Genomic DNA, 19,059 nt, shown 5'->3' with positions numbered 1-19,059 from the left:
CGACGCTCTCTACAGTGCCAGACGGGCGCTGCTGATTCCCTGCATCGCTGGGCCGCTCGCGTGGCGGATCGCCGGTGCTTCGTCGCCAGGGACCCCGATTCCGTCGTCGATCCTCAGACGAGGGAGAGCCACTGGCTCCAGAAGGCCTGGGCGATGAGGACGACGACCACCAGGCCCGTGAAGACGGAGAGCAGCAGGCGGTATTCGACGAGCGTGGCGACGGCCCGGCGAGCCCCGCGGGGAACGGGGACGAGGCCACGATCGAGGGAGTCGACCGTGGTGGTCCAGAACATGGGGATGACCGCAGCCCACGCGACCATGCACCATGGGCACAGGGCCTTGATGGAGTAGAGGCTCTGCGTCATCAGCCAGCAGACGAAGACGAAGCCCAGCGTGATGCCTACCTGCCATCCCACCCGGACCCAGCGCGGAAGCGGGGTACCCGACAGCAGCAGGACACCAAGAGTCACAGCGACGGCGAAGGCCGCGATGCCGATGAGGGGGTTCGGGAAGCCGAACAACCGCGCCTGCCAGGTGACCATCACCGAGCCGCACGAGATGAAGGGGTTGATGTCGCAGGAGGGCTTGTAGCCGCTCGGGTCCGCGAGCAGCTTGATCCGCTCCACGGTCAACGTGAACGCCGCGAGAAACCCGATCACGCCACCGATGGTCAGCAGCAGGCCCAGGCGCCTCGGCGGGACCGGGTCGGCGGAGAGGTGGCCCTGCGGCGGGAGCGCCCCGCCGTCGTCGTCCTCCTGGACCGAGGCCGACGACGACCGCGCCGCCGGAGGCCGCACGCCGCCGCGGGTGCTCATCAGCCCGTGATCCCGACGGCGGCGGCGATCTGCTGCTGGCTCGGCACACCCTGGCCGCCGTCACCGGTGAGCAGCTTGCCGTCGACGAGGACCGTCGGGGTGCCACTGACCACCTTGGCGCCCTGGGCGTCCGTGAGGGCGAACGCCGCAGCGTCGACCTTCTGGGCGAACCCTTCGTACGTGCCCGCGGCGATGCAGGTGCCGATGTCTCCGCCAGCTCCCTGAGCGATAGAGACGATCTTGCTGTCGGTGAGGCCGCCCGTGCCTTCCTCCGGCTGTGCCTCGTACATGGCCTCGTTGAACTTCACGAAGTCGACGCCGGACTGGCCCGCCAGGCAGAACGCGGCGTTGGCGGCGCGCAGGGAGTAGTCGCCCCCGAAGCGCCGGTCCAGGAAGATCAGTGGCCTGAACTCGAGCTTGATGGTGCCGGCCTGGACCTGCTGGTCGAGCCAGGGCACGACCGTCGGTTCATAGGCCTTGCAGGCCGGGCACTGGTAGTCCTCGAAGATCGTCACCGTGTGTGGCGCCGACGCGTTGCCGAGCACGATGCCGCCGTCGCCGGTGACACCCGGTGGCTGCACCACCGGCTTGTCGGCGGTGGCTCTCGTGATGACGATCGCAGCGACACCGATGACCAGGACCAGCGCGACCGCTGCGGCCGAGATGGCCAGCACGCGGTTGCGACGCTTCTTTCGGGCCTCCGCCTCGCGCAGCTGGCGGGCCTTCTCGCGCGCGGCCTCGCGGCGGGCGTCCTTCGTGGTGGGCCGGTCGGGCACGGGGCTTCCTCCAGAGTGTCCTCTCGGCTCGCCAGGGTACGAGCGCTAGCTGGGAGGACCCTTGGTGCGCGGCCGCGGCAAGACCTGCGTCCGTCGGGGTCGGGACCTTCAGCCCAAGCCGGGTGGGGGTGTGCTCAGCGGCGCCCAGTCCGGTGTGCCGCCGCTGTTCACGACGACGATGACGCACGCGAGCAGCACGAGCGCCAGCACAGCCACCGCCACGAGGCTGCCCCGCCGCCGCGGCAGGGCTCCGCGCACCGCCGTGCGCGAGCCGCGGCGCACCGTACGGCTGCCCGGTCCCCACCAGGCGGTGACGGTGCCCACGAGCACCGCAGCCGCGAGGGGCAGCGCCTGGCCGGGCACGGGGGTGCTCTGCGGCGCGATCGCCCACCCCACGAGGAACGCGGTGCTCACGGCCATCGCCGCGGGCAGCAGCAGGGCGGGTACGGAGGCCAACGCGGACAGCAGCAGCTGGCCGGGTAGCGCGAAGGCCACCACCGCGCCGTCCGAGGAGCGCGGGCCTCGCTCGTAGCGGCGCCGGACCATGGCAGCCACGGCTCTGTCGACCGTGCGGGCCAGGACCACGGCCACGCCGACGCCCATCGCTGCCACCAGCGGCGCCACCGCCCCCAGCGCTCCCGCCACGAGCAGGAGGAGCAGGAGGACGGCGCTCGTCGCGGGCCGTCCGCCGTCGTCGTCCCCGGGCGCCCCCACGGGCACGTACGGCGAGGGGGGCGCGGGGCGTTCGTAGCCCGCCGGCGGGAAGTACTCGCCGGCGCCCGAGGGCTGGAGAGTGCCGGACGCCGGGAGCGGCGCCCGCGCAGGGGCGGGCACCGGAGCGGGGACGACCTCGGTGGCGTCGCGGAACCGGTTCGAGGACGGCGGACTGGGCGCGCTCGGCGGCGGCTCGGCGGGCAGCACCCGCGTGCCGCCGTCCTGCGCTTCCTGCCCCGCGGGAGGGACGGCGCCCAGGGCCTCGGTCGCGGCCTCGGCAGCTGTCGCCGAGCGCAGGGGCGGCTCGGGCCATGGCACCGGAGCGGCCTCGGGCGGCGCTCCCGGCAGGGGCGGGGCGGCCTCGGGCAGCGCCGCCGTGGCCGCCGCCGGCGCCTTCGGCCGTCGTGACGGCACCGCCGCCGTGGGCGCAGCGGCAGAGGGTGTGCGGGCCAGCGGCCAGGAGTCGGCGCCGCCCTCCATCAGCGCCTGCACCGACTGGCGCAGGCGGCGCGGCGGCGGACGGTCGGCCGGATCGGGGGCCAGGGCGGCGGCCAGCAGGTCGACGAGGGTAGCCGGGGCCCCAGTGAGGTCGGCGGCGCCGCGCCGCACCCGGGAGAGCACCGCCTCGGACGGGCCGGTGCCGAAGGGTGGGCGGCCCGTCGCGGCGAACGCGACCGTGGCAGCCCAGCCCCACCAGTCACCGGAGGTGGTGGGCGGTGCGCCGTCGAGCACCTCCGGTGCGAGGTAGCCCGGCGTGCCCATGACCAGGCCCGCGCTGGTCAGCCTGACGTCGTCGGCGACCTGGGCGATGCCGAAGTCGATGACCACCGGATCGCCGTCCGCCACGAGCACGTTGCCGGGCTTGAGGTCACGGTGGACGACACCGGCGTGGTGGATGGCCGCCAGGGCGTCTCCCAGTCCGAGACCGAGGCGGCCCAGTGCTGCGCCAGCCATCGGTCCCTCCCGCTCCACGAGGACGTCGAGCGGCGGGGCGGGCACGAACTCCGTGACGACGTAGGGCTGCTCGGCGTCGGGATCGGCGTCGAGCACCTCTGCCACCCGCGGCGAGCGGACACGCTGCAGGGCATCGACCTCTCGGGCCAGGCGGCTGCGTGCGGACGGGTCGGCGGCGACGTGCGGGCGGAGCACCTTGATGGCGACGGCGCGCCCGGCCGGGTCGAGCCCGAGGTGCACCACGCCCATGCCGCCCCCGCCGATGAGCTGCAGGAGCCGGTAAGGGCCGAGGCGACCGATGACCGACGGGGTCGCTGGACCGCTCGCGGCGGCGGAGGGCCGCCCCGGGCCCGAGGTCCTGGCGTCCACCCGGCCACGGTACGCGGAGGACGGCCGTGCCGTCGTCCGCCAAGGGTCGGAGGGGCCGAGGTGTCGCGCCGCACCGGCGGTCCCCCTAGGGTCTGATCGGGCCGACCCCGGACCGAGGGCGCCCTCGGACGAGCTGGGAGTTGACGCCGAGTGCCGCAGGGCGTGGGCGAGTACGACTTCGTGGTGGTGGCCAACCGCCTCCCCGTGGACCGCGTGGTAGCCGACGACGGAAGCGTCACCTGGCGCACGTCGCCGGGAGGTCTGGTCACCGCGCTGGAGCCCGTGATGCGCCGCGCCGAGGGCGCGTGGGTGGGGTGGAGCGGTGACGCCGGCGAGGCACCCGCCCCCTTCGAGGGCGACGACATGCACCTGGTGCCGGTGCCGCTCTCCGAGGAGGAGGTCAGCACCTACTACGAGGGGTTCTCCAACGACACCCTCTGGCCGCTCTACCACGACGTCATCGCCGTGCCCACCTACCACCGTGCCTGGTGGGAGGCGTACGTCCGGGTGAACCGGCGCTTCGCCGAGGCGGCTGCCGCCCAGGCCTCCGAAGGCGCGACGGTGTGGGTGCAGGACTACCAGCTCCAGCTGGTGCCCGCCGTGCTGCGCGAGCTGCGGCCCGACCTGCGCATCGGCTTCTTCAACCACATCCCGTTCCCGCCGTACGAGCTCTTCGCGCAGATGCCCTGGCGCCGTCAGGTGATCGAGGGGCTGCTGGGGGCGGACCTCGTGGGATTCCAACGCCAGTCCGACGCGAACAACTTCCTGCGGGTGTGCCGCCGTCTCCTCGGCATCGACAGCAGGCGGCACCGCCTGCAGGTGGCCGACGGCCGCGGGGGCACCCGCGAGGTGCACGCGGCGGCGTTCCCCATCTCCATCGACACCCCGGCGTTCGAGGAGCTGGCCGCACGCCCGTCGGTGCAGTCGCGGGTGGCCGAGGTGCGCTTCGAGCTCGGGGCGCCCCGCAAGCTGCTCCTGGGGGTCGACAGGCTCGACTACACCAAGGGGATCATGCACCGGCTCAAGGCCTACGGGGAGCTGCTCGACGACGGCGTCGTCGACCCCGAGGACACCGTCCTGGTGCAGGTCGCCACCCCGAGCCGCGAGCGCGTGGACAGCTACCGCCAGCTGCGCGACGAGATCGAGCTGGCGGTCGGGCGCATCAACGGCGAGCACGGCACCATCGGGCGCGCCGCGGTGCACTACCTGCACCACAACCAGCCCCGCGAGGAGATGTCGGCGCTCTACCAGGCCGCCGACGTCATGCTCGTCACTGCACTGCGGGACGGTATGAACCTCGTGGCCAAGGAGTACGCGGCCTCGCGGCTGGACGAGCGGGGCGTGCTGGTGCTCAGCGAGTTCACCGGCGCCGCCGACGAGCTGACCGGTGCGCTGCTGGTCAACCCGCACGACATCGTCGGGCTCAAGCGCACGATGGTCCAGGCGCTGGAGATGCCGGACAAGGAGCAGGCACGCCGGATGCGCCAGCTGCGGCGCCGGGTACGCACCCACGACGTCACTCGCTGGGCCGAGGCGTTCCTCAGCGCCCTGGACACCGGCAGCGGGTCGGGAACCACCGTTTCTGAGGCGGAGCAGGCGGCCACAGCCGAGCCCACCGTCGAGCTGGCGGGCGACCGATGAGCATCCCCGGCGACCTGCGCGCCGCGCTGGACGCGCTGGCCGGAGCACCGTCGGTGCTGGTGGCCTGCGACTTCGACGGCGTGCTGGCCCCCATCGTCGACGAGCCCTCGGCCGCGAGAGCCCTGCCCGCCAGCGCCGAAGCGCTGGCGGCACTGGGCGCACTGGACGGCGTGGCCGTGGCGCTGGTCAGCGGACGCGCCATGGACTCGCTGCGCCAGGTGAGCGGCCCCCCCGCTGGTGCGCTGCTCGTGGCCAGCCACGGCGCCGAGGGCGACGGCGCACCCACCGACCTCGACCCGGCGCAGCGCGCGCTGCTGGCCCGTGTGGTGGACGCCGTACGCGCCGTCGTCGAGACCCACCCGGGGACGTCCCTGGAGCTCAAGCCCGCCGGGGCGGTGCTGCACACCCGCACGGCCGCTCGCGACGTCGCCGCGGACGCGAGCCGCGCTGTGGAGGAGGGGCCGGGACGCTGGGACGGCGTGCTCGCGCTGCGGGGCAAGGAGGTCGTCGAGCTGAGCGTGGTCGAGGCCGACAAGGGCAGCGCCCTGGTGGCCCTGCGGGACCGCCTAGGTGAACGCACCGGGGGCCGCCCGGCCGTGCTCTACGCCGGAGACGACGTCACCGACGAGAACGCCTTCCGCGTGCTGGACCCGGCCGCCGGTGACGTAGGGATCAAGGTCGGTGACGGCGACACCGCGGCAGAGTTCCGCGTGGGCACCCCCGCGGACGTTTCGGCGGTTCTCCACCACCTTGAGAACGTTTTCAGAGTGTGACTTCGGAGGTCAGGGGTATCGCGAGGGCTTTTCGTAGTGCAGGATGTGCCTCGGACATCGGCGTCCGCACCAGTCGCCGGTAGCCCTTCGCACGGCCACCGACGGTCGTTCGAAGTCCCTCACTCGGATCGTCCGGCACGTTCCTGCCGGTGGGAGGACTCTTTCTCATGGCCACTGTGGTCTACGACAACGCGACGCGCCTGTACCCGGGCGGCGAGCGCCCCGCGGTCGACAAGCTGAACCTGGAGATCGCCGACGGCGAGTTCCTCGTGCTCGTCGGCCCGTCGGGCTGCGGCAAGTCGACGTCGCTGCGCATGCTCGCCGGCCTGGAGGACGTCAACGCAGGTCGCATCCTCATCGGGGACCGCGACGTCACCGACGTGCAGCCCAAGGACCGGGACATCGCGATGGTGTTCCAGAACTACGCGCTGTACCCCCACATGACGGTGGCCGACAACATGGGCTTCGCCCTGAAGATCGCCGGTGTGAAGAAGGACGAGATCAAGACCCGCGTCGCCGAGGCCGCGAAGATCCTCGACCTCACCCAGTACCTCGAGCGCAAGCCGAAGGCGCTCTCCGGCGGTCAGCGCCAGCGCGTGGCCATGGGCCGCGCGATCGTGCGCCAGCCGCAGGTGTTCCTCATGGACGAGCCGCTGTCGAACCTCGACGCGAAGCTGCGCGTGCAGACCCGCACCCAGATCGCCCAGCTGCAGCGCCGCCTTGGCGTCACCACCGTCTACGTCACCCACGACCAGGTCGAGGCCATGACGATGGGTGACCGCGTGGCAGTCCTCAAGGACGGTCTGCTCCAGCAGGTCGACAGCCCCCGTCGCATGTACGACCACCCGAACAACGTCTTCGTGGCCGGCTTCATCGGCTCCCCCGCCATGAACCTGCTCAACCTCGACGTCGTCGACGGCGGCGTGAAGTTCGGCTCCACCACGGTGCCGGTGCCCCGCGACACGCTCTCCGAGACCGGCTCGACCGTGACCCTGGGTGTGCGTCCCGAGGACCTCGACCTATCCGAGGACGGCCTGCCCGTCGAGGTGGACGTCGTCGAGGAGCTCGGCGCCGACGCCTACCTGTACGGCCGCGCGAAGCTGGGCTCCTCGGAGCAGCAGATCATCGCCCGTGTCGACGGTCGCCGTCCTCCCCAGGCCGGTTCCACGGTGCGCGTGGTGCCCAAGGCCAACCACATCCACCTGTTCTCCTCCAAGGACGGACTGCGCATCGGCGACTGAGCCGACCCACTCCCCCGAGGGGCGCCCCGCCACGGCGGGGCGCCCCTCGGCGCGTTCCCGGGCCGCGTCAGACGTCGAGGAGGCGGCGACCCTCGAAGGCGCGACCGAGGGTGACCTCGTCGGCGTACTCCAGGTCACCGCCCACGGGCAGACCCGACGCCAGACGCGTGGTGCGCAGCCCCATCGGCTTGAGCATCCGCGCGAGGTAGGTGGCGGTCGCCTCGCCCTCGAGGTTCGGGTCCGTGGCGAGGATCACCTCGGTGACCTCGCCCGACGCGAGCCTCGTCAGCAGCTCACGCACGCGCAGGTCGTCAGGCCCGACCCCCTCGATGGGACTGATCGCCCCACCCAGCACGTGGTAGCGACCGCGGAACTCGCGCGTGCGCTCGATGGCGACGACGTCCTTCGGCTCCTCCACCACGCACAGCACGGTGGTGTCTCGCCGCGGGTCGAGGCAGATGCGGCACTGCTCCTCCTGCGCGACGTTGCCGCACGTCGCGCAGAACCGCACCCGCCGCTTCACCTCGGTCAACGCTGAGACGAGCCGGGCCACCTCGTCCTCATCGGCGGCGAGCAGGTGGAACGCCAGCCGCTGGGCGCTCTTGGGACCCACACCGGGGAGCCGACCGAGCTCGTCGATGAGGTCCTGGACTGCGCCCTCGTACACGCGTCGAGCCTACGTGCCACGACCGACCGCGCGGGCGCGGTCGGCACGGGCGGCGTGGACCCTGTGATGGGCGGGCGATGCGCAGCTGGTGTCAGCGACGCTCGTCGATCGAGAGCACCCGGCCACCGAGCAGGCGCTGCACCACGGGCAGCCCCACCTGGCCGGAGCCCTCGGCGTCCGGGTCGTCGCGGCTCGGCTCGTCGTCAGAGCTGACCGGCGCCTGCACGACAGGGCGGTTGCTCGCAACCCCCTCGCCACCGCCCGCAGCCGACCTCATGGCCGAGCGCGCCAGCTCAGCACCGCTGAGCGGCCGGCCGGGAACGGCCGGGCGCGGTGACGGTGCGGTGGGCTGCGCGGTGGTCGGTGCGGTGGTCGGTGCGGTGGTCGGTGCGCTGGGGGCCGGGGGCTGCGGCGACGCAACTGCAGCGACCACAGCCGCGACGGGTGGGGACGACGGCGCGCTCGCGGTCGGCGCTGGGTCCGAAGACGGCGGCGCAGGGCGCTGACGCGAGAGCTGCGCCGGGTCGGCCCAGGGGTCGTCGTACTCCGGCGGCGGAGGCTCGCTGTCGTCAGGGGGCTCCGGCGGGGGGATGTCTTCCCACGGCGGCGGGGTCGCGCTGCGCTGACGGGGGCCGGGCGCCGTCAGCGGTGGGCGTGAGGCCGGAGGGCGTGCGGCGGACGGTCGTGCGGTCGGCGCTGAGCCGCGGGCAGGCTCCTCCCGCGGAGGCTCTCGACGCGTGGGCTCGGCTGCGGGACGCTGCGGAGGCGGCTGGCCCTCCTGCGTGTCGCGAGCGACAGGAGCCGGCGGAACGGCGGGCGCGGCGGCGCGGCCGGTCGGCGACGAGGCCGGCGCGCCCGGCACGGGAGCGCCGGCGTTGACGGCGACGACCTGCCGGTCGAGGCCGATGACGGCGATCAGCGCTTCGCGGACGAAGTCGGCGTGGGGGCCGATGCTGAACGCCTGGAGGGTGTTGGGACGCGCGAACCCCAGGACGACGCGCTGGTCGTCGACGTGGACGACCTGGGCGTCCTGGCTGACGCGGGTCCACGTGCGCCGCTTGACGGTGGCGAGGTGGTCGAGCACCTCGGGCCACATGCGGCGCACCGCCTCGGTGGAGTGAGGCCCGGCGGGAGCACCGGTGGGCACCGACCCGACGGGGTCGGGCGCCACAGGGACCGGGGTGGCGACCGGGGTGGTGGCTGCCGGCTCGTGGGGTCCCAACTCGCGGCGCTCCGGCTGCGGGGATTCCGCTTCGGGGACGTCACGGATCTCCCGCGGCTCCCCGAACTCCCGGGGCTCCGACATGTCGCCTGTGCCTGTGGCCGGGACGCCGCCCTCGCGGCGGCGAGCCATGACCTCGCGCACCTGCCGGGCGCCGCGGGCCTCGCCGTCTTCCCGCGGGGCCGAGGCGGGCAGGTCCTCAGAAACGGCACGCAGCGCCTGAGCCGCTCCCTCGTGCTCGACGGTGGAGCCGACTCCCGCGGCCGGCACCCCGCCGGGCACGGCGAGGCGCCGCTCGACGCGGTCGAGGCGGGCCGCGAGGCCGCGCTCGCCGTCGTCCGCGGCTGGAAGGAGCATCCGCGCGCAGAGCAGCTCCAGGTGCAGCCGCGGCGACGTCGCCCCGGTCATCTCCGTCGCGGCGGTGTTGGCCAGATCGGCCGCTCGCGAGAGCTGGGCCGCGCCGAAGCTGGCCGCTTGCAGGGCCATCCGCTCCAGCTGGTCGGACGGGACACCGGGGAAGACCTGACCGGCGCGCTCCCCCACCGCCTGGACGACGACGAGGTCGCGCAGGCGCTGGAGCAGGTCATCGACGAAGCGGCGCGGGTCTTGTCCGGAGGAGATCACCCTGTCGACCACCTGGAAGACGCCTGCGCCGTCGCCAGCGGCGAAGGCGGCGGTCACGTCGTCCAGGAGGGTCGCGTGTGTGTAGCCGAGCAGCGCCACGGCGTGCTCGTAGTCGATGCCCTCGTCGCCGGCGCCCGCGGCGAGCTGGTCGAGCACGGACAGCGAGTCGCGCACCGACCCTGCGCCGGCGCGCACGACGAGCGGCAGCACGCCCTGTCCCACGCGCACGCCCTCGGCGTCGCAGACCTGCTGGAGGTGCGCCTGCAGCACAGGGGGCGGGACGAGACGGAACGGGTAGTGGTGCGTGCGCGAGCGGATGGTGCCGAGCACCTTGTCAGGCTCGGTGGTGGCGAAGATGAAGGCGATGTGGGGCGGCGGCTCCTCGACGATCTTCAGCAGGGCGTTGAAGCCCTGCGGCGTCACCATGTGCGCCTCGTCGATGATGAAGACCTTCTGCCGGTCTCGCGCCGGGGCGAAGGTGGCGCGTTCGCGCAGCTCGCGCGCGTCGTCGACGCCGCCGTGACTGGCTGCGTCGATCTCGACGACGTCGAGACTGCCCGGGCCGGCGCGGGCAAGTTCCACGCAGCTATCGCAGCGGCCGCAGGGGGTGTCGGTGGGGCCCTCGGCGCAGTTGAGGCAGCGCGCGAGGATGCGCGCCGACGTCGTCTTGCCGCAGCCGCGCGGCCCCGAGAAGAGGTACGCCTGACCGACCCTGCCGGAGCGCAGAGCGGCGCGCAGCGGGTCGGTGACGTGCTCCTGACCGATGACCTCGGCGAAGGTGTCGGGCCGGTAGCGGCGATACAGGGCGGTAGCCACGTCAGCATCCTCCCGCCGGGTTCCGACAGCCGGGGCCTCCGCTGCGACGCCTGTGGACAGCGGGGCCGGACGGGGAAGGACCCCTCGCGCACCCGCCAGAGCCCACCTGCCCTTGCTGCCTTCCGGCCCTGGGGGGGTTCAGCAGGATGGCGCCGCACGAGGGGCCGCGACCACTGTAGCGCGACCCGTCGGCGGCGCCGCGCGCCCCGCGAGCGGCGTGGACTGCTCACGGACGGCTCACCCGTCCGGTATCGTCGTTCACGGAGGATTCGCCTAGTGGCCTATGGCGCTCGCCTGGAACGCGGGTTGGGTTAACAGCCCTCGCGGGTTCAAATCCCGCATCCTCCGCCCTCGGGGCCCGGACGGTCGACACCGTCCGGGCCCTTCTGCATGGGCGCATGGGCGCTGCATCCGGACTGTCAGACCCTCCTGGGACGGTGCTCCCGTCGTCGTAGCGGCGCCGCCGTGGCGGCCCGACAGGAGGAGGTCGCCGTGCTGGAGGAGCGTGACTGCCCGTGGTGCGCGCAGCGCCGGGAGTTCGAGGTGCCGCCGTGCTCCGACGGTCATGGCGAGCTGTGCCCGGAGCTGGTGTGCACCACGTGTTCCGGGGCGTTGATCGTGGCGGGGCCGCCGAGGCCCGTGGTTCGCCGGCCGCGCCTCGCCGTCGTCGCCTGACGAGTGCCGGACCATCCCGCCTAGGATTGTCCAGGTGATCTTCGCTCGCGTCGGAGACTCGCGGCCCTACCCGGACCACGGCGTCGACACCCCTCGGCAGTGGGCGGAGGTCCCTCCGCGGCAGGTCCGCCTCGACGAGCTGGTGACCACCAAGCGCACCCTCGACCTGGGCAGCCTCCTCTCGGAGGACTCGACGTTCTACGGAGACCTGTTCGCCCACGTGGTGCGGTGGCGCGGCAGCCTCTACCTCGAGGACGGTCTCCACCGCGCGCTGCGTGCGGCCCTGCAGCAGCGGACCATGCTGCACGCCAGGGTGCTCGTCATCCCCGACTGACAGCCGATGGAGACGGCGCGAAGGGCCGTCGCTGGTCGCTAGAGGGTCTCGTGCGCTGCCAGACTGCTGCCTCGTGTCCCCGGGGAGTCGCGCGTGAGCGAGGTGCCGCGCGCCCTGCTCGAGACCACATTGACGCGCTGCGTGGACGAGCTGTCCGTGCCGCTGAGAAGGGTCTCCGGCAGCACTGCGTGCTGGCAGGTGGACGCGGCTTTCCGCAGCGACCCCGACCTGCTGTGCCTGGCCGTGATCGGCGACGACGACCACGCTGGCGAGGACGATCACGACGACGACGCTGGGCACCCGCGGACGCTCGGCCTGGTGTCGCGCGGCGCCTTCCTCAGCGCGATGAGCGGGCGCTACGGGTACGGACGCTCCCTGCACGGGCGCCGTCCCATCGCCACCCTCGCCGAGCACGACGTACTCGTACTCGACGCTGACACGTCGGTGCCTCGGGCCGCCGAGCTGCTGCTGGCGCGCGAACGCGCTCAGCGGTTCTCCGAGCTCCTCGTCCGACGGCCCGACGGGACGCTGCGGCTGCTGGAGGCCGAGCAGGTCTTCCGGGCCCTGTCCGCGCAACTGGCCGTCGAAGCACTCACCGATCAGCTCACCGGCCTGGCGAACCGTGCCCACTTCATGCGGCGCCTCGGGGAGGTGTGCGCGGGTCCGGGCAGCGTGGTGGTCGCCTTCGTCGACCTCGACGACTTCAAGGCCGTCAACGACTCCTCCGGCCACGTCACGGGTGACCAGCTCCTGCGCCGCACCGCCGAGCGGCTCCGCGCCTGCGGGGGCCCCGACGGCGTCGTCGCGCGGCTGGGAGGCGACGAGTTCGCCGTCCTGCTCCCGGGCGCCGGACCGGCCGACGCCCAGCACCTGGCGATCCTTCTGCAGGCGGAACTCAGTCGGCCGCACGACCTGGGCGGACGTCTGCTACCAGGCCGGGCGAGCGTCGGGGTGGCGATGTGCACGGCGTTACCGGCAGAGCCGAGCGCCCTGCTGCACGAGGCCGACCTGGCCATGTACCGCGCCAAGCAGTCCGGTGGACGACGCTCGGAGGTGGTCGACGCCTCCTGGTGCAGCGGCGCGACTCCCCCCGCACCGGACCACCGCGCCTTCCACGCGGCCGCCGAGCGCGGCGAGCTGGAGGTGCACTACCAGCCGATCGTGGAGGTCGTCACCGGGCGGCTGCGCAGCCTGGAAGCCCTCGTGCGGTGGCGGCACCCGTTGCGCGGCCTGCTGGCCCCGGGCGACTTCCTCGACGACGCCGCCGCCGCCGGCTTCTCGGCCGAGCTCGACGTGCACGTCTTGCGCACCGCGCTCGCCCAGCAGGCCCGGTGGGAGGCCGAGCACGGGCCGGCTGCGCCCGCCCACCTCAACGTCAACCTCACGGTGGCGGGCCTCCTCATGCCCGACCTGCCGGCCGTGGTCGCCCGGGAGCTCGAGCGCGCAGGTGTGCGGGCCCGCACGCTCCGCCTGGAACTGCCGGAGGTGGCCACCGCCGCGCACGTGAGGGCAGCAGCGCCCACGCTGGAGGCGCTGCGCGCGCTCGGCGTGGCGCTGACCCTTGACGACGTCGGCAGCGGTGCGGCTGGCCTGAGCCACCTGTCGGAGCTGCATGTCGACGGCCTCAAGATCGACCGCCGCTTCGTGGAGCGGGCGCCCGTGGACGAGCGGTCCGCCGTCGTCGTCCGCACCCTGGTGGAGCTCGGTCACGGGCTGGGGGTGCCGGTCACGGCCGAGGGGGCTGAGGGCGCCGTCCACCTCGCGCTGCTGCGCGGGCTGGCCCCGGGCCGCACCCTGCTCGTACAGGGCAGCGTCGTCAGTCCACCACTCCACCCCGACGACGTGCCCGCGCTCTGGTCGGACCCGGCGCCGGACGGCGTCACAGCAGGCGTCGGTCGCTCGCCCAGCGTGTCAGCTCGTGACGGTTGGACAGCTGCAGCTTGCGCAGCACCGCCGAGACGTGGGTCTCCACCGTCTTGACGGAGATGAACAGCATCTTCGCGACGTCCTTGTAGGCGTACCCGCGCGCGATGAGGCGCATCACCTCGCGCTCGCGGGCCGACAGCCTGTCGAGCTCGGCGTCGGTCGTCGCGATGTCGCCACCGGCGGCCGCGCCGAAGGCGTCCAGCACGAAGCCCGCCAAGCGCGGGGAGAAGACGGCGTCGCCCTCGGCGACACGGCGGACGGCATCGGCCAGCGCCGCGGCGTCGACGGACTTGGTGACGTAACCGCGCGCCCCGGCCCTCACGACGGCGATGACGTCCTCCGCGGCGTCGGAGACGCTCAGCGCCAGGAAGCGCACCGGCCGACCGTCGGGATGCAACACCCCGGAGCAGCGACGCAGCACCTCGGCGCCGCCTGCCACCCCGGGGGCATCGCCGCCCGGCAGGTGGACGTCGAGCAGGACGACGTCGGGCGCCAGGCGCTGGACGGACTCGACCGCCGAGCCGACGTCGTCGGCTTCCCCCACCACGAGCAGGTCCGGCGGGAGCAGGGCGCGCACGCCCGAGCGCACGAGCGCGTGGTCGTCGACGAGCAGCACCCGCAGCGAGCTCACCGCGCACCGCCGTCCTGCTCGACGTCTGGACCGGCGCCTGGGCCTGGACCGGCGCCCGTACGGAGCGACACCTCGGTGCCGCCGCCGGGGGCCGGGCCCACGTGCGCCGAGCCACCCACGCGGGCCATCCTGCCGAGCACCGAATCGCGGACGCCGCGACGGTCGGCGGGGACAGCGGTCACGTCGAAGCCGTCGCCGTGGTCGCGCACGAAGGCCTCGGCGCCGTCGGGGCCCGCCTCGAGATAGACCTGGACGGGCGGGCGCCCGTGGCGGACGGCGTTGAGCACCGCCTCGCGCAGCGCGGCCACCAGAGCCTCCTCCGAGCGACCGACCGGCCGGTCACCCACCACCACCACCTCGACGGGCACGCCGACGGCGTCCTCCACGTCGGCGGCCTCACCGCGCACCCGGTCGGCCAGGCTGGCCCCGGTCTCCACGCCCGGGCGAGAAGATCCGCCGTAGAGCCAGTCGCGCAGCTCGCGCTCCTGGCGTCGCGCCAGGAGGGCGACGGTGGCCGGGTCGTTGCTGTGGCGCTGTAGCAGCGACAGCGTCTGCAGTACGGAGTCGTGCAGGTGAGCGGCCACCTCGGCGCGCTCGGCTTCCCGCAGGCGGGCGGTGCGCTCGGCGGCGAGATCGCGCACGAGCCGCAGCACCCAGGGAGCCACCACGAGCGCCACGCCGACGAGCACCGCGAGCGCGGCCACGGCGGCAGGTCCGAGCGCCTGTGCCTGCCCGCCGCCGAAAGCCAGGAGGACGAGCCCCGCAGCGACCAGCGCCATGCCCAGCGCCACACGACGGGTGCCGTCGGGGGTGCCTCCGCCGACCTGGTCGAGCAGCGCGGTGCGGGTCTGCGGGGCGAGGCAGCCCCAGGCGACGGCCGCGCCCGCCAGCCCCGCGAACACCGGCGGGAGGAGCTCGCTCGGGACGTCGAGACCGCCTCGCTGCAGGACCAGCTGGACCCCTGCGCCGAGCAGCACGGCGCCCACGACCAGCTGGGCGCCGGCACCGCCGGCGGGGCTCCAGCGAGTGAGCAGGTCGGTGAACCCGCGGCCGGATTCCCCCGGGGAACGCTCACCTGGTGCCCGCTCGCCCTGCACGGGCACCAGCACCCACAGCAGCACGTATCCCACGAGGCCGGCGCCGCCGGCGGCGACCAGGGCCAGCCACAGCACCCGGGTCACGGCCACGGGCAGGCGGAGGTGGTCCGCGGCGCCGGCAGCCACCCCGCCGACCCAGCGCCCGCGCAGGGGCCGATGCAAGGGTCGGCGCACAGGCGGTCGGCGCGCGCCGGGCAGCGGGCCGGCGGGGGCGGCGGCGGTCACCTGCTCATCGTGGCGGCTGGTGCGCCACAGGTCACCCGTGAGAGACCCTGGCCCGACCCCGGACCCGCCCCTGACCCTGGGGTCCGCAGGAACCAGGGTCAGGTCAGGGTCGACACCGGATCCGCCGAGGCCACCACCGGAGCACGCTCGACGCCATGACCTCCTCGCCGACCTCCACGGGTCCCGCGACCGGTGCGCCGCGCACCGCGTTCTGGGACTGGCTGCTGCGCCTGGACCTGCGTCGCTCCGACGAGCGGTGGCTCGGCGGCGTGGCCGCGGGCACTGCCGACCGCCTCGGCGTCGACCCGGTGCTCCTGCGGGTCGTCATCGTCGTCGTCGGGCTGATCGGCGGAGCCGGTCTGGTCTTCTACGCCGTCGCCTGGCTGCTGCTGCCCGACCGCCACGACCGGATCGAGGCGCGGGCGCTGGTGGGAGGTGAGGTCTCGGCAGCCGCGATCCTCGCGCTCGGCCTGGCGGCCGTGGCCACGGTGGTGCCCGCCCCGTGGGCGTGGGCGGTGGACGGCCAGGTGGTCAACGGCGGCGACGTCGTGGCGCTCGTCGTCGTCGGCGTCGTCCTTGCCGTGGCGGTGACCCTCCTGCCGAAGCTGGTGCCCGCCTCTGCCGGCGGGATCCGGCCGGACGGGCAGCCTGCGGGCCCGACGGGCAACCTGAGGGTCAACCTGGGAGCTCCCCGAGGGGCGCAGCGGCCCGCGGTCCCGGGGTGGCTGACCGCCGTGACGCTGGGCCTGGCGCTGCTGGCCGGCACGGCGACCTGGCTGGCAGCGAGACCGGAGGTCCTGAGCTCGCTGGGCCTGGGCGGCTGGCCCGCCCTCGGCGCCGGAGGCCTGTCGACACCCCAGCTCGTGGCGCTCTCGGCGGGCGCGGGGACGGCGGTGGTGGCGCTCGCACTGCTCGTGGCGGGCCTCGCCGGGCGGCGCGGTGACGGGCTCGGGTTCTGGGCGTTCGCGGGTGCGACCACGGCGCTCCTGGCGGTCACCGTGCCACCCACCGCGGACATACGCGCTGTCGGCGACGTCGACTGGCGGCCGGTGACCATCACCCAGGCCGAGCGCGGCTTCGCCTCGTGGGCCGGAGACTCCACACTGGACCTGCGGGCTCTGGCCGATGCGCCGGGAGCGACCGGCAGCACCGTGGAGGTGGAGCTGCGGCACGGCGTCGGTGACGCGCGCGTGCTCGTGCCCGCCGCCGCCGACGTCGAGGTCCGCACCGGCGGCCTGATCGGCCAGGTGGTCGCCCGCGGGGACGGGTGGACCACCCGCGGACGCGGTGACGGTTTCTTCACGAGCACCACCTCCACGGCAAGGAGCACGACGACGACCGGCAGCGCGTCCGAGCCGCTTCGCCTCGTCGTGGACGCCCGCACCGCCATCGGCCAGCTCGAGATCGTCAGGAGCGCAGCGTGAGCACAGACCAGCCCATCGAGCAGCCGATGGAGCCGATGGAGCCGGCCCCGGGCGGCCCCCACGTCCCGAGCCTGGTGACCGGCGTGGCGGCGCTGCTGGTCGTCGTCCTGGTCGGTGTGAGCATCCTCACCGACATCCACGTCGATACGGGGGCCGTCGCGGCGGTGGCGCTGATCGTGCTGGGCGGCTTGCTCGTGGTGGGCGGGGCCACCGCCGGCCTGCGCGGCCGGTGACACCGCGGAGGTGCAGGCGTCGGCAGGTGGCCGACCGCCCATGATCACGGACAGGGCGTGGCAGACAACGAAACGGCGGCGCCCCTAGATGGGGCGCCGCCGTTGTCGTGGCGGTGGCGGTGGGATTTGAACCCACGGAGAGCTTTCACCCTCACACGCTTTCGAGGCGTGCTCCTTAGGCCGCTCGGACACGCCACCGCTGAAGACACTACCCGGTCGTGCGCCGGTCTTCGAAGAAACCCCTCAGCAGCGTGGCGCAGGGCTCTTCCAGCACGCCGGCGACCACCTCGGGGCGGTGGTTCAGCCGGGGGTCGCGGACCACGTCCCACAGCGACCCGACTGCTCCGGCCTTGGGGTCCCACGCGCCGAAGACCACCCGCGCCACCCGCGCCAGCACGAGCGCACCGGCGCACATGGTGCACGGCTCCAGCGTCACCGCCAGGGTCGCGCCGTCGAGGCGCCACGAGCCGGTGGCGGCGGAGGCGCGGCGCAGGGCAAGGACCTCGGCGTGGGCCGTCGGGTCACCCGTGGCCTCACGCTCGTTGGCGCCGACGCCAAGCACGAGCCCCGAAGCATCGACGACGACGGCGCCGATCGGCACGTCAGCGGAGATGGACGGCGCCGACCGCGCCTGCGCCAGTGCCAGCCGGATCAGGCGGGCGTCGTCGCGAGGACTCGCGAGGGTCAGCGCAGCGCCTCGAGCAGATCGACGAAGCCGATCTTCTCGCCCACCGCCACGAGCGCCCCGGCGGGGTCGCGGGACTCGGCGGTGTCCGCGAGCTCACCACCGGCCAGGCCGAGGTCGGCGAGGAGGTCGGCATCGCCGGCCCAGGTGGGGGCAGCGACACGGGCGGCGCTGTCCTCCTCCTCGTCCTCCTGGGGGGCGGGCTGGGGGGCGGGCGAGTCGGCGGTGACCGAGAGCAGCTCCCCGTAGTGGCTGCTGGAGGCGGCCGGCAGATCGGAGACGAAGGCACGCGGCTCCTCGCCGTCGACCCTGACCAGCGCGAACCACTCGTCCTCGCGCTCGAGGACGACGAGGACGGGGCCGGGCGTCTCGCCGGAGTCGTCGATGGCGGCGCGCACCTCGTCGGCGAGCTCCTCGACGTCCACGGCGTCCTCGACGTCGAGGTCAACCGAGTGCCAGCCGTCCCCATCGGAAGTGAGGACCGCGGTGAAGTAGGACATGGGCCCCATCGTGGCGCAGAGCCGCCCGCCAGGCGAGAGGCGCGCCGTCGACGCTCTGCGACTGGGTAGGGTCGGGGACCGTGCGCGTGCAGGTCGTCGACCACCCCCTCGTGGCCCACAAGCTCACCGCCCTGCGCGACGAGCGAACCGACTCACCGACGTTCCGGCGGCTCGCGGACGAGCTCGTGACGCTGCTCGCCTACGAGGCGACGCGCGGTGCGCGGGTGGAGCCCTTCGACATCACCACGCCGGTGGGGCCCACCACGGGCGTGAAGCTCGCCAGCCCCAAGCCGCTCGTGGTGCCCATCCTGCGGGCGGGCCTGGGCATGCTCGACGGCATGACCCGGCTGCTGCCGACGGCGGAGGTCGGCTTCCTGGGGATGGTCCGCGACGAGGAGACGCTGCAGGCCAGCACGTATGCCCACCGGCTCCCGGACGACCTGTCCGGCCGCCAGTGCTACGTGCTCGACCCCATGCTTGCCACCGGCGGCACGCTCGTCGCCGCGATCCGCTACCTCTTCGAGCTCGGCGCCACCGACGTCACCGCGGTGTGCCTGCTCGCGGCGCCGGAGGGCGTCGAGGTGGTGACGTCGTCGTTCGGCGCCGACGCGCCGATCACCGTGGTGACCGCCGCCATCGACGAGCGGCTCAACGAGAACGGCTACATCGTCCCGGGCTTGGGCGACGCCGGAGACAGGCTCTACGGGGTGGTCTGAC

At 73.9% G+C, this 19,059-nt stretch carries 18 protein-coding genes, 2 tRNA genes and 1 other RNA gene; 10 read left to right on the top strand and 11 right to left on the bottom strand.

All coding sequences use genetic code 11. From position 1 onward, the window contains the following. Positions 1-113: 113 nt before the first annotated feature. The 3 genes from BXY45_RS14400 to BXY45_RS14390 form a co-directional block, all read right to left on the bottom strand. Positions 114-815 carry a vitamin K epoxide reductase family protein gene (locus BXY45_RS14400; protein WP_172601953.1) on the bottom strand — a complete coding sequence of 234 codons (702 nt, stop codon included), beginning with the start codon at positions 813-815 and terminating at the stop codon, positions 114-116. Next, positions 815-1,591 carry a DsbA family protein gene (locus tag BXY45_RS14395; protein WP_109775207.1) on the bottom strand — a complete coding sequence of 259 codons (777 nt, stop codon included), beginning with the start codon at positions 1,589-1,591 and terminating at the stop codon, positions 815-817. Before BXY45_RS14395 ends, BXY45_RS14400 begins: the two co-directional genes overlap by 1 nt. Positions 1,592-1,699: 108 nt before the next feature. Further along, positions 1,700-3,628 carry a serine/threonine-protein kinase gene (locus BXY45_RS14390; protein WP_109775206.1) on the bottom strand — a complete coding sequence of 643 codons (1,929 nt, stop codon included), beginning with the start codon at positions 3,626-3,628 and terminating at the stop codon, positions 1,700-1,702. A 162-nt stretch (positions 3,629-3,790) separates the two neighbouring features. Between BXY45_RS14390 and otsA the strand changes: the two genes are divergently transcribed. The 3 genes from otsA (at position 3,791) to BXY45_RS14375 (ending at position 7,283) form a co-directional block, all read left to right on the top strand. Continuing rightward, positions 3,791-5,269: an alpha,alpha-trehalose-phosphate synthase (UDP-forming) gene (gene otsA, locus BXY45_RS14385; RefSeq protein WP_245961830.1), complete on the top strand. Its 1,479-nt coding sequence runs from the start codon at positions 3,791-3,793 to the stop codon at positions 5,267-5,269. After that, entirely contained in the window at positions 5,266-6,042 is a 777-nt protein-coding gene (gene otsB, locus BXY45_RS14380) for a trehalose-phosphatase (RefSeq protein ID WP_109775205.1), read from the top strand. Before otsA ends, otsB begins: the two co-directional genes overlap by 4 nt. A gap of 167 nt (positions 6,043-6,209) precedes the next feature. Then, on the top strand, positions 6,210-7,283 hold the full coding sequence (locus tag BXY45_RS14375; RefSeq protein ID WP_109775204.1) for an ABC transporter ATP-binding protein: 1,074 nt from the start codon (positions 6,210-6,212) through the stop codon (positions 7,281-7,283). 67 nt (positions 7,284-7,350) lie between these two features. On the opposite strand, the gene recR is transcribed toward BXY45_RS14375, so the two are convergent. The 3 genes from recR to ffs all read right to left on the bottom strand — a co-directional run bounded on the left by recR (position 7,351) and on the right by ffs (position 10,781). After that, positions 7,351-7,950: a recombination mediator RecR gene (recR, locus tag BXY45_RS14370; protein ID WP_109775203.1), complete on the bottom strand. Its 600-nt coding sequence runs from the start codon at positions 7,948-7,950 to the stop codon at positions 7,351-7,353. A gap of 91 nt (positions 7,951-8,041) precedes the next feature. After that, positions 8,042-10,612 (bottom strand): DNA polymerase III subunit gamma and tau, encoded by a 2,571-nt coding sequence (locus BXY45_RS14365; protein ID WP_109775202.1) that lies wholly within the window; start codon positions 10,610-10,612, stop codon positions 8,042-8,044. Between the two features lie 72 nt (positions 10,613-10,684). Next, positions 10,685-10,781: signal recognition particle sRNA small type (ffs, locus tag BXY45_RS14360), an RNA gene on the bottom strand. Between the two features lie 93 nt (positions 10,782-10,874). On the opposite strand from ffs, the gene BXY45_RS14355 reads away from it, so the two are divergent. The 4 genes from BXY45_RS14355 (at position 10,875) to BXY45_RS14340 (ending at position 13,601) form a co-directional block, all read left to right on the top strand. Beyond that, positions 10,875-10,960 (top strand) — tRNA-Ser (locus tag BXY45_RS14355). Positions 10,961-11,077: 117 nt separating this feature from the next. Beyond that, entirely contained in the window at positions 11,078-11,287 is a 210-nt protein-coding gene (locus tag BXY45_RS14350; protein ID WP_211319581.1) for a hypothetical protein, read from the top strand. A gap of 34 nt (positions 11,288-11,321) precedes the next feature. Then, complete coding sequence (locus BXY45_RS14345; RefSeq protein ID WP_109775200.1) at positions 11,322-11,621, top strand: type II toxin-antitoxin system VapB family antitoxin; 300 nt, start codon at positions 11,322-11,324, stop codon at positions 11,619-11,621. A gap of 93 nt (positions 11,622-11,714) precedes the next feature. Beyond that, a complete protein-coding gene (locus tag BXY45_RS14340) occupies positions 11,715-13,601 on the top strand; it encodes a putative bifunctional diguanylate cyclase/phosphodiesterase (protein WP_109775199.1) in 1,887 nt (628 codons plus the stop codon). On the opposite strand, the gene BXY45_RS14335 is transcribed toward BXY45_RS14340, so the two are convergent. Then, positions 13,501-14,178: a LuxR C-terminal-related transcriptional regulator gene (locus BXY45_RS14335; RefSeq protein ID WP_109775198.1), complete on the bottom strand. Its 678-nt coding sequence runs from the start codon at positions 14,176-14,178 to the stop codon at positions 13,501-13,503. The genes BXY45_RS14340 and BXY45_RS14335 overlap by 101 nt on opposite strands. Then, entirely contained in the window at positions 14,175-15,500 is a 1,326-nt protein-coding gene (locus BXY45_RS14330) for an ATP-binding protein (RefSeq protein ID WP_109775197.1), read from the bottom strand. Before BXY45_RS14330 ends, BXY45_RS14335 begins: the two co-directional genes overlap by 4 nt. A gap of 155 nt (positions 15,501-15,655) precedes the next feature. Here BXY45_RS14330 and BXY45_RS14325 point away from each other — a divergent pair, with 155 nt between their 5' ends. Together BXY45_RS14325 and BXY45_RS14320 are read left to right on the top strand one after the other, a co-directional pair. After that, on the top strand, positions 15,656-16,924 hold the full coding sequence (locus BXY45_RS14325) for a PspC domain-containing protein (RefSeq protein ID WP_109775196.1): 1,269 nt from the start codon (positions 15,656-15,658) through the stop codon (positions 16,922-16,924). After that, positions 16,921-17,157, top strand: coding sequence for a hypothetical protein (locus BXY45_RS14320; RefSeq protein WP_109775195.1), 237 nt, complete (start codon positions 16,921-16,923; stop codon positions 17,155-17,157). Before BXY45_RS14325 ends, BXY45_RS14320 begins: the two co-directional genes overlap by 4 nt. A gap of 108 nt (positions 17,158-17,265) precedes the next feature. Here the strand turns inward: BXY45_RS14320 and BXY45_RS14315 are convergent. The 3 genes from BXY45_RS14315 to BXY45_RS14305 all read right to left on the bottom strand — a co-directional run bounded on the left by BXY45_RS14315 (position 17,266) and on the right by BXY45_RS14305 (position 18,342). Next, positions 17,266-17,355, bottom strand: a tRNA-Ser gene (locus BXY45_RS14315). 10 nt (positions 17,356-17,365) lie between these two features. Next, a complete protein-coding gene (locus tag BXY45_RS14310) occupies positions 17,366-17,812 on the bottom strand; it encodes a nucleoside deaminase (RefSeq protein WP_281270600.1) in 447 nt (148 codons plus the stop codon). Positions 17,813-17,841: 29 nt separating this feature from the next. Beyond that, entirely contained in the window at positions 17,842-18,342 is a 501-nt protein-coding gene (locus BXY45_RS14305) for a tRNA adenosine deaminase-associated protein (protein ID WP_170131525.1), read from the bottom strand. A gap of 80 nt (positions 18,343-18,422) precedes the next feature. On the opposite strand from BXY45_RS14305, the gene upp reads away from it, so the two are divergent. Next, complete coding sequence (upp, locus tag BXY45_RS14300) at positions 18,423-19,058, top strand: uracil phosphoribosyltransferase (protein WP_109775192.1); 636 nt, start codon at positions 18,423-18,425, stop codon at positions 19,056-19,058. Position 19,059: the final 1 nt, after the last annotated feature.

This window comes from Quadrisphaera granulorum, from assembly GCF_003149145.1.
GTDB classification, from domain to species: Bacteria; Actinomycetota; Actinomycetes; order Actinomycetales; family Quadrisphaeraceae; genus Quadrisphaera; species Quadrisphaera granulorum.
This window is presented reverse-complemented; position numbering and strand designations above follow the sequence as displayed.